This window comes from Mycobacterium sp. MMS18-G62 (assembly GCF_053877835.1).
In genome coordinates, this window is the sequence record NZ_CM132662.1 from 57318 (window position 1) to 70197 (window position 12880).

A 12880-nucleotide genomic window follows, 5' to 3' on the forward strand; every position below is an offset into this window, starting at 1 on the left:
CAGTTTGTGTTAGCCGTTGGCTGAAGCTATGCCCGAGCTATGAATTCTGCGCCGGCTGCGTGAGGTCGTAGATCACCACGTGGTCGACGGTCTGCGGGGTGTAGTGCGTTTGCACCCAGTCCGCGATGTCAGTGGCCTCCTGGCCACCGCTCGCACCGCCGCCCCAGTGTCCGATCATCGCGTTGCCGCGGATGAAGTAATGGATCTGCCGGTTGGCGACGAATTGTTTGAACTGCTCGAGCGTCGGCGACGGGTCGGTGCCGTTGAATCCACCGATCGCCATAACCGGCGCACCTCTGGCAAGTTGATAGCCCGCCGCGTTGTTGGAGCCCACCACGGCCGCGGTCCAGGTGAAGTCGTCCGCATTTGCGGTCAGTGTGGCCGTCAAGACCTGGCCGGGATTCGGGGAGTTCAGCAGTCCGCCCGGTCCGGCGAAGCCTTGGCCGGACGGCCCCACCGAGGGAACCGCGCCGCTGTGCGGGGTGGCCGCGGTCGCGATCGAATAGGCCGCGGGCGCGGCCAGGCACGCCACCACAGCCAGGGCTGCTACCACGCGCGCGACCGGTATTGTCAACCGTCCCGCCACGAGCAACAACGCTGCCGCGCCCACTCCCCCAACCGCGACGGCCGCTCGCAGCCAGGGCATCCACTCACCGTTGCGGGCCAGCAGCACCGCGGCGAGAACAGCGGTGACCAAAACCGCGCCGGACATCGCCGTCGCTGCCCGAAGGTCGGTTCGCTTGCGCCACAACAACGTTGCCCCGATACCGATGCCCCCACCGATCGCTGGCGCCAGCGCGACGGTGTAGTACGAATGCAATATGCCGTTGGCGAAGCTGAACACCACAGCGGTAACCATCAGCCAGCCGCCCCACACGATCAACGCCGCCCGCGTCGGGTCGGTGCGTGGTGCACGCCGGGTGATGACGAATCCCGCAGCGATGCAGATCAACGCCGCCGGAAGCAGCCACGCGATGTCCTGCCCCATGCTCGTGCCGAGCAGCCTGCCCCAACCGACGTCGAAGTTGAGGTTGCCGAGGCCGCCGGGCTCGTTGCCCGTCAGGCGTCCGAAGCCGTTGTAGCCCAAGGCAAGTTCGATGATGCTGTTGTGCTGCGAACCGCCGATGTAAGGGCGCGCCGATGCCGGCCACAGCTCGACGAGCACCAGATACCAACCAGCGGAGGCGACGACGGCCCCCGCTGCGACGCACACGTCTACCACCCGCTGCCGCAGCGGGTGATGGCCTGCCACCAGATAGGCGGCGGCGAAGCCGGGCAGCACCAGGAAGGCCTGCAGCATCTTGGTCAGGAATCCGAAGCCGACGACAGCGCCCGCCGCGATCAACCACCAACGGCTGGCATCCTTTTCGCATGCCCGCTGTACGCAATATGCGGCGGCCACCAGCAGCAGCACCAGCAGGGCGTCGGGATTGTTGAACCGGAACATCAACGCAGCGACCGGCGTCAGCGCGAGGACCGTGCCAGCCAACAGCCCTGCACCCGGTCCGCTGACCCTTCGGACCGCGGCGTAGAGCAACGCGACGGCGCCGGCCCCCTCCAGTGCTTGCGGCGCAAGGACACTCCACGAATTCAGGCCGAACAGCCGTACCGAGATGTCGATGATCCACAGCGCGGCCGGTGTCTTGTCGACGGTGATGGCGTTGGCGGCGTCGCTGGAGCCGAACAGCATTGCGGTCCAGTCACTCGCACCGGCCTGCGCCGCCGCCGAATAGAACGCGTTGGCCCATCCGCTGGCCGACAGGTTCCACAGGTAGAGCACCGCGGTCCCGACGAGAAGCACGCCCAGCCCCACCCGCGAGCAGACGGAAAGTATCCCAAAACTGCGGCGTGTCGGGGCCTTTTGCGCCTGCTCGGCATCGAGCGCCAGGGTCGTCACTCCAAGAGTTTCGTTGAGCGCGCTAGGTGGCGGATTTGAGATCGCTGTGGCTTGCCTGTGATTCCGCCGGAAGCGTCACCACGAACTCGGTCCTTCTCGCCACGCTCTGCACGGCGATGGTGCCGCGGTGGGCCCTGACGACCGCCGCGACGATCGCGAGGCCCAGACCGGTGCTGCCGCCGCGGCGCGACCGCGACGAATCGCCGCGGGCGAAGCGCTCGAAGATCTCCGGCCGCAGCCACTCCGGTATGCCGGGACCGTCGTCGGCGACGGTCAACACGGCACCGCCGGCGTCGTCGACCGTGAGCGAGGTGGTGACCGACGTGCCTGGTGGCGTGTGAGTCCGGGCGTTCGCGAGCAGATTGGCCAACACCTGATGCAGGCGGGCTTCGTCGCCGACGATGACCACTGGCTCGTCGGGCAGATCCAGCGACCACTCGTGGTCAGGCCCGGCAACGTGTGCATCGCTGACCGTGTCGACAACCAGACGCGACAGATCGACGGGCTCGCGCTCCAATGGCCGACCGGTGTCGAGTCGCGCGAGCAGCAACATGTCCCCCACGAGTTGCGTCATCCGTTCGGTCTCGGATTCCACGCGGCTCATCGCATGCGCGACATCGTCGGGCAGGTCGTCTCGTTTACGTTGCGCCAGTTCCGTATAGCCACTAATCGCCGCTAGTGGTGTGCGCAACTCGTGGCTGGCGTCCGCGACGAACTGCCGGATGCGTGTCTCGCTGGCATGTCGCGCCGACAATGCGCCTGCGATGCGGTCCAGCATGCGATTGAGCGCCGAGCCGAGCTGACCGATTTCGGTGTGCGCGGCGGCCGGGTCGACCTTGACGATCGGCGTGGGCAACTTCACCTCGCCCGTGTCCAGCTCGAGGTCGGCGACCTGCCTGGCGGCTTCGGAAACCCTTGCAAGCGGGGCGAGTTGCCGCCGAATGATCAGGATGCCTGCCGCGGTGCCGCCGATCAACGCGGTGGCGGCGACCACGCAGAAGATCACCGCCACTGACAGCAACGTGTCGTCGACGTCGGAGGTCGGCAAGCCAGACACGATCGTCTCGCCGGGGCGTGCATGCCTGGCGACGACGCGGTAGCGGCCCAGCCCGTCGAGTTCCACCGTGGTCGGTGTGTCGTTAGGTGCCACGGCCGCAAGCTGTTTCGCTGCGGTCGCGCTGATTTCGGTCTGGGTGCCGTCGGCGGTGATGACTCCGGCGTCGACGGGCGTACCGCGCGAAACCACCGCGCCAACGGTCCGCGCGGCCTGCCCGGGTGCGTTGAGGAAGTACGGGCCTGGACCGAAATCGTTACGAATGATGATTGGCCGCGGAAATCCGGGCGGCGGCACAAAATCAGGGGGCGGCGGGGGTCCGAATTCGAACAACCCCACCGAACGATGGCTGGTTTCGGCAACCCGATCGTCAAGCTGGTCGGTCAAAAACCGTTGCAGCGCAAGCTCTGTGCCCACCCCGATCGCCGCGCACACCAATGCGAGCAGAACAATCTGAGTGGCAAGCAGCCTGACCCGCAGCGACCATGTGCGCGGTGAAAGAATTCGGCTGCGGCCCACCTCAGCGTGCGGGCTTGAGGACATATCCGGCACCGCGCAGTGTGTGGATCATCGGCTCGCGTCCGCTGTCGATCTTCTTGCGCAGATAGGACACGTAGAGCTCGACGATGTTGGACCGGCCGCCGAAGTCATAGCTCCACACGCGATCGAGAATCTGAGCCTTGCTCAGCACGCGTTTGGCGTTGCGCATCATGAACCGCAGCAGCTCGAACTCGGTCGCCGTCAGCGGGATCAGCTCGCCGCCGCGGGTGACCTCGTGGCTGTCCTCGTCGAGCACCAGATCCCCGACAACGATCTTGGCTCCGCCGGTTTCGCTCGCGACGCCCGTGCGCCGCAGCAGTGCCCGCAAGCGCAGCACCACCTCTTCGAGACTGAACGGCTTGGTGACGTAGTCGTCGCCGCCCGCGGTCAGGCCTGCAATACGGTCCTCGACGGAGTCCTTGGCGGTCAAGAGCAACAAGGGCAGGCCGGGGATCTGTTCGCGCAGCCTGTGCAGGACGTCCAGCCCGCTCATGTCCGGCAGCATCACATCGAGGACGACGACGTCAGGCGGGGTGTCCCGCGCCGATGCGATGGCCGAAGCGCCGTCACCCGCCGTGGCGATTTCCCAGCCCTCGTACCGCAGGGCCATCGACACCAGTTCTGCCAACACCGGTTCGTCGTCGACGACCAGCACATGAATCGGATTGCCGTCGGCCCGGCGCATGACGACGCGCGAGGGATCGCTCTCATTGACAGGACTGGCCACGACCTCATTATTCGCAGTGGCCATGGGCGCGGGCTGTGCCTTATCTATGCTTTCGCTGTGAAGATGCCGAGACACACGGAATGCTCAATCGGCACACAGCCAGCACACATCTAGCACTTGCACTGTGGTCGGCATGACCACAGATCCGTTAGCCACGCAAGACCCGGTATGGGGTGCGCCGGACCCGTCCCCTCGGCGGTGGGGCATTCGCGAAACCGCGGTCGCCGTGGGCGTGGCGGCGGTGATCGCCGGACTCGGCGGGGCGGCGATCTACGCCGCGACCGATGGCAATTCGCATTCCATGGGCGGTGCCCACCAGCCGTTCGGAGGCGGACCCGGCGGACCGGGTGGCCAGCGCTTTGGACCTGGCGGTCCCATGAACGGCCCCGGGCCGTTCGGGCCGCCGCCTTTGCACGGCGAATTCGTCGTGCCCGACGGCTCGGGCGGCTACACCACGGAATTGAGCCAAACCGGCACCGTGACGGCCATATCGCCGACCTCTATCACCGTTCGAAGCGAAGACGGCTTCAGTCAGACCTATGTCATCCCGCAGACCACCCAGCCGCCGTTCGCCGTGGATGAACAGGTGAGCGTGCACGCAACACGAACAGGTCAAACTGTAACGGCGACCAGCATCGGCAAGCCCGAGGATGTCGGCCCCGGCGGACCTGTTGGCCCGCCGCACCGCTAGCGCTACGGCGTCGCGAATCCTGAGGGTGTCGTCGCCGTGACCGGCGGGGTTGCCACCGACGTCTCAGGCTTGCTCGGCGGGGTCGTCGTCGTGACGGTGTCGCCAAGCGTGATTTCCGGGCCCTTGCCGAAGGTTCCGTTGCCTGCAGGCGCCTGGGTCAAGACGACGGTGACCGCTCCCATAGCCACCACAGCACTGGCACCGATGCCCGCCGCGATCAGCTTGAGCTGCTTCGATCTCACCTCTGACCACTCCATTCGGTTTCTGGTCAGCCGTCTCGCCTGGCGGGACGGCACCTCGAATAGTTGGCGAGGGGTCCACGTCGACCCCTCCGCTGTCCTGGGTAGCCGAAGCGGTCAGAGGTGAAACGTGGCGTTAGGAGCCGGCGCCGCCGAACGGTGTGGCCTTTACCGCAGGTACCGCAATAGTGGTTTCCGGGGCGGCCGGCGGAGTTTCCTGAGTGCTTGTCGCACCCGTGCTCATCCCCGAGCTTGTCAACGTGGCCGGCCCGGCCTGTTCCTGGGTGATCGCCATGGTGAGCGCCCCCATTGCCACGACGGCGCTGCCGCCGATCACGGCGGCCAGCATCTTCACATTGGTTCGCCTGGTTCCATTCACTGCGTTTGCTCCGTTCTGTCATGAGCCGGTTCGGGCGGTGAACCGACAAACGTGCAGGTCGGAGTTAGTGAATGCGACGAAACTGTGAAGACCCTGTATCAGGGGTGCGAAGTACCTAAGTGAGTGCCTACGGCGCGGCCGGCCCCGCTTCCTCGGACGGCAGCGGTGCGGGGCCTTTCACCCCCGGCGCCGCCATCGTCGTCGCCTCGACCGTCGGCGGCGTCGTCTCGGTGGACGTCGAGCCGACGGTCATGGTCGTCGACTTGGCCGCATTGGCAGGCCCCGCTTCATGCAGCACGATGGCCGATACGGCGCCCATTGCTATCAGCGCGCTGCCGCCGATTACCGCGGCAAACAGTTTCAATGTGTTTCGGTTGGCGTCATCCATAGGTGGGGCTCCTCGTCTTGCTGGCGTTTGTCCACGTCGCCGCGACGCCGAGGCGACCGGTAAACCTGCAGGTAATACAGAGTCAACGCCCCGAAACTGGAAACGGGCTTAAGCGTCGGTAGGAATTCTCTAGCCACGCCGCAGGTGCAAGAACCGGCCGTCGCGGAGCCCATCTCATACCCTGTGCGTCATGCAGGCCGCCCCTGGACGTCACACATGACGCGATTTCTCGCGCGGCGGCTGCTGAATTACATCGTGCTGCTGGCGTTGGCGTCGTTCCTGACGTTCGCGCTGGCATCGGCGACGTTCAGACCGCTCGACAGCCTGCTGCAGCGCAACCCGCGGCCGCCTCAAGCCGTGATTGACGCCAAGGCCGCCGAACTGGATCTCAACAAGCCGATCCCCATCCGCTACGGCCACTGGGTGGCCGGCGTGGTGCGCGGTGATTTCGGCACCACGATCGGCGGGCAACCCGTGTCCAACGAATTGTGGCGGCGTATCGGAGTCAGCCTGCGACTACTGGTCATCGGCTCCGTCATCGGCACTGTGATCGGCGTGGTGGTCGGCGCGTGGGGAGCGATCCGGCAGTACCACCTGTCTGATCGAGTGATCACGGTGCTGTCGTTGTTGGTGATCAGCATTCCCATATTCGTGCTCGCCAATCTTTTGATCCTCGCCGCGTTGCGGATCAACTCGGTGCTGGGCGTGCAGCTGTTCGAGTACACCGGCGAGACCTCCCCGGACGCGGTCGGTGGGGCGTGGAACCAATTTGTCGATCGGGTACAGCACCTGGTGCTGCCGACGTTCACGTTGGCGCTCGGGGCAATCGCGGGATACAGCCGATACCAACGCAATGCCATGCTCGATGTGCTCGGCCAGGACTTCATCCGCACCGCCAGGGCCAAGGGCCTCACTCGTCGTCGGGCCTTGTTCAAACACGGTCTGCGCACAGCGCTGATCCCGATGGCCACCCTGTTCGCCTACAACATCGCCCTCTTGGTCACCGGCGCGCTGTTTGTCGAGACGATCTTCGGCTGGCACGGCATGGGTGAATGGGCCGTGAAAGGCATTGCTACCCAAGACATCAACGTCGTCGTCGCGATCACCTTCTTCTCTGCTGCGATGGTGCTGTTGGCCGGGCTGTTGTCGGACGTCATCTATGCCGCTCTCGACCCCAGGGTGCGGGTGACATGACCGAACCCGTCACGACAGAGACCGCAACGACCGCCAAATCGGGCGTCGACGTCGCACGGTTCGCCACACGACGCACCCTTGTGCTGCGCCGATTCCTGCGCAACAAGCCCGCGGTGGTCTCACTGGCTCTGCTGGTCGCCCTGTTCATCGGGTGCTACGCGTTGCCGCCGCTGCTCCCGTACAGCTACACCGATCTCGATTTCTACGCGCTGCAGGAACCGCCGAGTGTCGATCATTGGTTCGGCACCAACCCCCTCGGTCAAGACCTGCTGGCCCAAACTCTGCGCGGCATGCAGAAATCCATGCTCATCGGCGTCTGCGTGGCGTTCTTCTCCACGATCATCGCCGCGACGGTCGGCTCCATCGCCGGTTACTTCGGCGGCCGCCGAGACCGTGTGCTGATGTGGATCGTCGATCTGCTGTTGGTGGTGCCCGGCTTCATCCTGATCGCGATCATCACACCACGCACGAAACAAGCCGGCACCGTCTTGTGGTTGATCCTGCTGCTGTCCGTATTCGGCTGGATGATCAGTTCACGTGTCGTGCGTGGCATGACGATGAGCCTGCGAGAACGCGAATTCGTCTCCGCCGCACGATATATGGGCGTCAGCAATACACGCATCATCATCCGGCACATTTTGCCCAATGTGGCGTCGTTCCTGATCATCGACACCGCACTGAACGTCGGCATCGCGATCATGGCCGAAACCGGGTTGAGCTTCCTCGGCTTCGGTGTACAGCCACCCGACGTATCCCTTGGCACGCTGATCAACGACGGCAGGACGTCGGTGACGACGTTCCCTTGGGTGTTCCTGTTCCCCGCCAGTGTGCTGGTGCTGATCATCCTGTGCGCCAACCTGGTTGGCGACGGACTGCGTGATGCGCTCGATCCCAGTGCCCGGCCGCTGCGGAGGGCCCGCAAGTGAGCCTGCTCGAGGTCACCGACCTGGCGATGACGTTCCCAACCGATACCGAACGGGTAAACGCCGTACGCGGCATGAACTTTCACGTCTCCGCGGGTGAAGTGGTCGCGCTCGTCGGTGAATCCGGCTCGGGCAAGTCGGCCACTGCGATGGCCGTCGTCGGGCTGCTGCCCGATTACGCCGAGGTGTCGGGTTCTGTCCGGTTGCACGGCGACGAGTTGATCGGGTTATCCGACAACCGGATGTCGGACATCCGCGGAAAGACCATCGGAATGGTCTTTCAGGACCCGATGTCGGCGCTCACGCCGGTCTATACCGTCGGCGATCAGATCGCCGAGGCGCTCGAAGTGCACAACCGCGGAATCGGCAAGGCGACGGCCCGGGCCCGCGCCGTCGAACTGCTCGAACTCGTCGGCATCGCACAGCCCGAACGCCGGGCCCGCTCCTTCCCCCACGAACTGTCCGGCGGAGAACGCCAGCGTGTGGTGATCGCCATCGCCATCGCCAACGATCCCGACCTGTTGATCTGTGATGAGCCGACGACCGCGCTGGATGTCACGGTGCAGGCGCAGATCCTCGAGGTGCTCAAGAAGGCGCGCGACGTCACCGGTGCCGGCGTGCTGATCATCACCCACGATCTCGGGGTGGTCGCCGAATTCGCCGATCGCGCACTGGTGATGTATGCGGGCCGCGCGGTGGAGACGGCCGACGTCGACGTGCTGTACCGCGACCGCCGAATGCCTTACACCGCAGGGTTACTCGGTTCCGTGCCGCGGCTGGACGCGGCGCAGGGGGCTCGGCTGGTGCCGATTCCGGGCGCGCCGCCGTCACTGGCTGCGCTGCCACCCGGATGCCCTTTCGCGCCCCGCTGCCCGCTCGCCATCGACGACTGCCGCGCCGCGGAACCGGAACTTCTCAAGGTCGCCGACGGACATCGCGCGGCATGCATCCGCACCGAGCATGTCGTCGGTCGCACGCCCGCGGAAATCTACGGCGTGTCCACCGAACCGCAAGCCGCGGCCTCCACCGCGGACGCGCCGGTCGTACTGCGGGTACGCGATCTCGAGAAGACGTACACGCTGACCAAGGGAGTGGTGTTTCGCCGGCAGGTCGGCGAGGTCCGCGCGATCGACGGCATCAGCTTCGAGCTGCCGCAGGGTCGCACGCTGGGCATCGTCGGCGAATCAGGGTCCGGCAAGTCGACGACACTGCACCAGATCCTGGAGTTGTCGGCACCGCAATCGGGGTCGATTGAAGTGCTCGGCGCCGACGTCGCCGCTCTCGACCGGCGTGCCCGGCGCGCACTGCGCGGCGACCTGCAGGTGGTGTTTCAGGATCCGGTCGCGTCGCTTGATCCGCGGCTGCCAGTGTTCGACGTTCTGGCAGAACCGTTGCAGGCCAACGGCTTTGACAAGGCCCGCACCGATGAGCGCGTCGCCGAGTTGCTCGGCATCGTCGGGCTGCGCCGTGAGGATGCCAGCCGGTATCCGGCCGAGTTCTCCGGCGGACAGAAGCAGCGCATCGGCATTGCGCGGGCGCTGGCGCTACAGCCGAAGATCCTGGCCCTCGACGAGCCGGTGTCGGCACTGGACGTGTCGATCCAGGCCGGCATCATCAACCTGCTGCTGGATCTTCAGGACCGGTTCGGACTGTCGTATTTGTTCGTGTCGCACGACCTGTCGGTCGTCAAGCATCTCGCCCACCGTGTCGCGGTGATGTACAAGGGCAAGATCGTCGAACAGGGCGACGGCGACCAGGTGTTCGCCCATCCGCAGCAGGATTACACGCGGCGTTTGCTTGCCGCCGTTCCGCAACCTGACCCGAATCGCAGGTAACGTCTGTCGCCATGAAGATCCGCCACTTCGCCATCGCTGCCCTGGTCGCCGCCTTGACGCTGACCGCCTGCTCAGGCGGCAAGAAGGAGACACCGTCGGCAGGCGGATCCGCGGAGATCGGCACCACCAACGACATCAACCCGCAGGACGTATCCGCGCTGCAGCAGGGCGGCAATCTGCGGTTGGCGCTCACCGCGTTTCCGGAGAACTTCAACCCACTGCACATCGACGGCAACTCCGCAGACTCCGCAGGCATGCTGAAGGCCAGCATGCCTCGGGCCTTCCGGATCGCCGCCGACGGGTCGATGACGCTGAACACCGACTACTTCACCGGCGCCGACCTGGTCAGCACCAACCCGCAGGTGGTCAAGTGGACCATCAATCCGAAAGCGGTCTGGAGCGACGGCACCCCGATCACATGGGAGGACATCGCGGCCCAGATCCACGCAACCAGCGGGGTGGACAAGGCTTTTGCGAGCGCCAGCCCCAACGGGGCCGACAGGGTCGCGTCGGTGACGCGGGGTGACGACGATCGCCAGGCGATCATGACGTTCGCCAAGCCGTATGCGGAGTGGCGGGGCATGCTGTCCGGCAACACCATGCTGCTCCCGAAGAGCATGACCGCGACCGCAGAGGCATTCAACAAGGGTCAGCTCAACGGGCCGGGGCCGTCAGCGGGACCGTTCATCGTCTCCAACCTCGATCGCACGGCTCAGCGAATCGTGTTGACGCGCAACCCGAAATGGTGGGGAACTCCCGCGCTGCTGGACAGCGTCACCTATCTGGTGCTCGACGACGCCGCGCGTATCCCCGCCCTGCAGAACAACACCATCGACGCCACCGGGCTGGCAACGCTCGACGAGCTGACCATCGCGCGACGCACCGAGGGCGTCGCGATCCGCCGTGCGCCCGGAAACAGTTGGTACCACTTCACTTTCAACGGCGCTCCCGGCTCGATCCTGGCCGACAAAGCACTGCGGCTGGCGATCGGCAAGGCCATCGATCGGCAGACGATCGCCAACGTCACGCAGCGTGGGCTCGCCGACAACCCCGTGCCGCTGAACAACCACGTCTACGTCGCAGGCCAAGAGGGCTATCAGGACAACAGTGCGGTGGTCGCGTTCGACCCCGAGAAGGCCAAGCAGGAGCTCGACGCGCTGGGTTGGCGGATGAACGGCCAGTTCCGCGAGAAGGACGGACGCCAACTCGTCATCCGCGATGTGCTGTATGACTCGCTGAGCACCCGTCAGTTCGGCCAGATCGCGCAGAACAACCTCGCGCAGGTCGGAGTGAAACTGGATCTCGACGCCAAGGGCGGCGCCGGATTCTTCTCCAACCACATCAATGTCGGCGACTTCGACATCGCCCAGTTCTCCTGGGTCGGCGACGCATTCCCGTTGTCGGGCCTGCCTCAGATCTATGCGTCCAACGGCGAAAGCAACTTCGGCAAGATCGGCAGCCCGGAGATCGACGCAAAGATCGAGCAGACGCTCGAAGAACTGGACCCCGCCAAGGCGCGCAGCCTTGCCAACGAGGTCGACAAGCTGATCTGGGCCGAGGGCTTCAGTCTGCCGCTGACACAGTCGCCCGGAAACATCGCGGTGAGAAGCACTTTGGCGAACTTCGGCGCCTTCGGTTTGGCCGACGCGGACTACACGAAGATCGGCTTCATGAAGCGGTAACGCGCTGCACGGTGCGAGGCACGGCGGCAGGAAGCGCCTGCTCAAGGACGGCCGCCGCGGCGATGCCCCACACCAATAGCCTCACCGCGAACCCACCCGGCGTGGCGTCCAGTTTGTTCGCGCGCGCCGGCAGACCGCTGACCGTGTCGTCGTACACCGCCTTGACGATGTCCAGCGCCGCCCGTTCGCGGAGGTCGATCGCGCTGTGGCCGGCTGTCGCGAGGTTGACGAGTACGGCGTTCGGGATCAGCGATGTGATCCGTTGGGCCACCGTCGGCGGTGTGATCAGGTCGCGGCCGCCTGAGATGACGACCGTCGGCCAAGTGAAATTCGGCATCTCGGCGACGAAATCGAAGGGCTCAACCTCGAACTCCGTTGCATCAGTGGCGAACTCGCGAAACGCGACCGCCTGATCGAGTGGCTTGCCGTCGGGTTCCGCTCCGTAGTTCAGTTCGCGGTAGCCGATCCGGCCGACGAGATCGGGCTCGTGGCGGTACGGCGACTTGCGTTCGAACAGCAGTCGGGCGGCCTGCCCGAGCGCCGACCACAACCACCGGCGGCCGGCCAGCAGCAGATCGAGTTGGCGGTGCAGCACCGCCGGTCCGGCGAAACCGTAGACCGCGATGGCGAGTTGGGCGGCCGTCGGCGTCAGCACGTCGTCCTGCACCAGCTTGCGCACCTTAGGAGCGAGCCCTGCGGTTTCCGACTTCTCGCCGTCCCACAGCACGCGACGGGTGGCTTCCCGCACCGCGACGATGTCGTCGGCTGACAGCACCGGTGAATCGAGCACCATCGCATGCACCCGGTCGGGATGCCGCGCGCCGACCCCGGCGGCGAGGTACGTCCCGTAGGAGGTGCCATAGATGACGGCCTTGTCGACCTGCGCGTCGTCGAGGACAGCGGCCACATCGTCGACGACCTGCTCGATGGTCAATGCTTCGGGCGGCAGGTCGGCGCCGCTGTCGTCGTGGCGGGACATCCCCACACCGCGGTGCTCGACCATGATCACGTCCAGACCGTCGGCCGCGGCGCGGCGGCGAAAACCCCGGTAGAGCGCGATCGATGCGGCGCCTGGGCCGCCGGGGATGACCACCAGCGGATGCGCAGACTTGCGACCGGTGCGCACGTAGTAGAGATCGAACTCCTCGTGGTCACCCGCCCGGATCGGCCTGCGGACCGGACGCACACCGGGCAACGCGGCCAGCTTGTCGTGCGCGCGGCGACGTTTGGCGTTCATCGTCATCGCTGTTCATTCTGCCCCGCGTTGCGGTGATTTAGGACGTTCGAATGTGACCTCGGTAGCGACTTGTAAGGCACAAAGTCCTCGGACG

Annotated in this window: 12 protein-coding genes; 5 read left to right on the forward strand and 7 right to left on the reverse strand. The window is 65.6% G+C overall.

The genetic code is table 11. The annotated features are described in order from the left end of the window. Window positions 1-37: 37 nt before the first annotated feature. The 3 genes from ACWW36_RS00310 to ACWW36_RS00320 are packed head-to-tail and all read right to left on the reverse strand — an operon-like array spanning window position 38 to window position 4176. Window positions 38-1897, reverse strand: a complete 1860-nt coding sequence (locus ACWW36_RS00310; RefSeq protein WP_456139639.1) for a glycosyltransferase family 39 protein — start codon at window positions 1895-1897, stop codon at window positions 38-40. Between the two features lie 22 nt (window positions 1898-1919). Beyond that, the gene (locus tag ACWW36_RS00315; RefSeq protein ID WP_456139640.1) at window positions 1920-3494 is read right to left on the reverse strand and encodes an ATP-binding protein; all 1575 of its coding nucleotides are present in this window, start codon (window positions 3492-3494) and stop codon (window positions 1920-1922) included. Further along, window positions 3472-4176 (reverse strand): response regulator transcription factor, encoded by a 705-nt coding sequence (locus ACWW36_RS00320; protein ID WP_456142311.1) that lies wholly within the window; start codon window positions 4174-4176, stop codon window positions 3472-3474. Before ACWW36_RS00320 ends, ACWW36_RS00315 begins: the two co-directional genes overlap by 23 nt. Before the next feature lie 175 nt (window positions 4177-4351). Between ACWW36_RS00320 and ACWW36_RS00325 the strand changes: the two genes are divergently transcribed. After that, a complete protein-coding gene (locus ACWW36_RS00325) occupies window positions 4352-4909 on the forward strand; it encodes a hypothetical protein (RefSeq protein ID WP_456139641.1) in 558 nt (185 codons plus the stop codon). 2 nt (window positions 4910-4911) lie between these two features. Here the strand turns inward: ACWW36_RS00325 and ACWW36_RS00330 are convergent, their stop codons facing one another. The 3 genes from ACWW36_RS00330 to ACWW36_RS00340 all read right to left on the reverse strand — a co-directional run bounded on the left by ACWW36_RS00330 (window position 4912) and on the right by ACWW36_RS00340 (window position 5915). Continuing rightward, window positions 4912-5151, reverse strand: a complete 240-nt coding sequence (locus ACWW36_RS00330) for a hypothetical protein (RefSeq protein WP_456139642.1) — start codon at window positions 5149-5151, stop codon at window positions 4912-4914. Window positions 5152-5284: 133 nt separating this feature from the next. Further along, window positions 5285-5527 carry a hypothetical protein gene (locus ACWW36_RS00335; protein WP_456139643.1) on the reverse strand — a complete coding sequence of 81 codons (243 nt, stop codon included), beginning with the start codon at window positions 5525-5527 and terminating at the stop codon, window positions 5285-5287. 127 nt (window positions 5528-5654) lie between these two features. Next, window positions 5655-5915, reverse strand: a complete 261-nt coding sequence (locus ACWW36_RS00340) for a hypothetical protein (protein WP_456139644.1) — start codon at window positions 5913-5915, stop codon at window positions 5655-5657. 216 nt (window positions 5916-6131) lie between these two features. On the opposite strand from ACWW36_RS00340, the gene ACWW36_RS00345 reads away from it, so the two are divergent. Genes ACWW36_RS00345 through ACWW36_RS00360 form a run of 4 tightly spaced genes read left to right on the forward strand, consistent with a single transcriptional unit; the run spans window position 6132 to window position 11549 of the window. Then, a complete protein-coding gene (locus tag ACWW36_RS00345; protein WP_456139645.1) occupies window positions 6132-7109 on the forward strand; it encodes an ABC transporter permease in 978 nt (325 codons plus the stop codon). Next, the gene (locus tag ACWW36_RS00350) at window positions 7106-8035 is read left to right on the forward strand and encodes an ABC transporter permease (protein ID WP_456139646.1); all 930 of its coding nucleotides are present in this window, start codon (window positions 7106-7108) and stop codon (window positions 8033-8035) included. The genes ACWW36_RS00345 and ACWW36_RS00350 overlap by 4 nt, the downstream gene beginning before the upstream one ends. Before the next feature lie 26 nt (window positions 8036-8061). Further along, complete coding sequence (locus ACWW36_RS00355; protein WP_456142312.1) at window positions 8062-9867, forward strand: dipeptide ABC transporter ATP-binding protein; 1806 nt, start codon at window positions 8062-8064, stop codon at window positions 9865-9867. An 11-nt stretch (window positions 9868-9878) separates the two neighbouring features. Next, entirely contained in the window at window positions 9879-11549 is a 1671-nt protein-coding gene (locus ACWW36_RS00360) for an ABC transporter family substrate-binding protein (protein WP_456139647.1), read from the forward strand. Here the strand turns inward: ACWW36_RS00360 and ACWW36_RS00365 are convergent. Beyond that, on the reverse strand, window positions 11536-12792 hold the full coding sequence (locus tag ACWW36_RS00365; protein ID WP_456139648.1) for an alpha/beta fold hydrolase: 1257 nt from the start codon (window positions 12790-12792) through the stop codon (window positions 11536-11538). The two genes, ACWW36_RS00360 and ACWW36_RS00365, sit on opposite strands and share 14 nt — an antisense overlap. Between the last annotated feature and the right edge of the window lie 88 nt (window positions 12793-12880).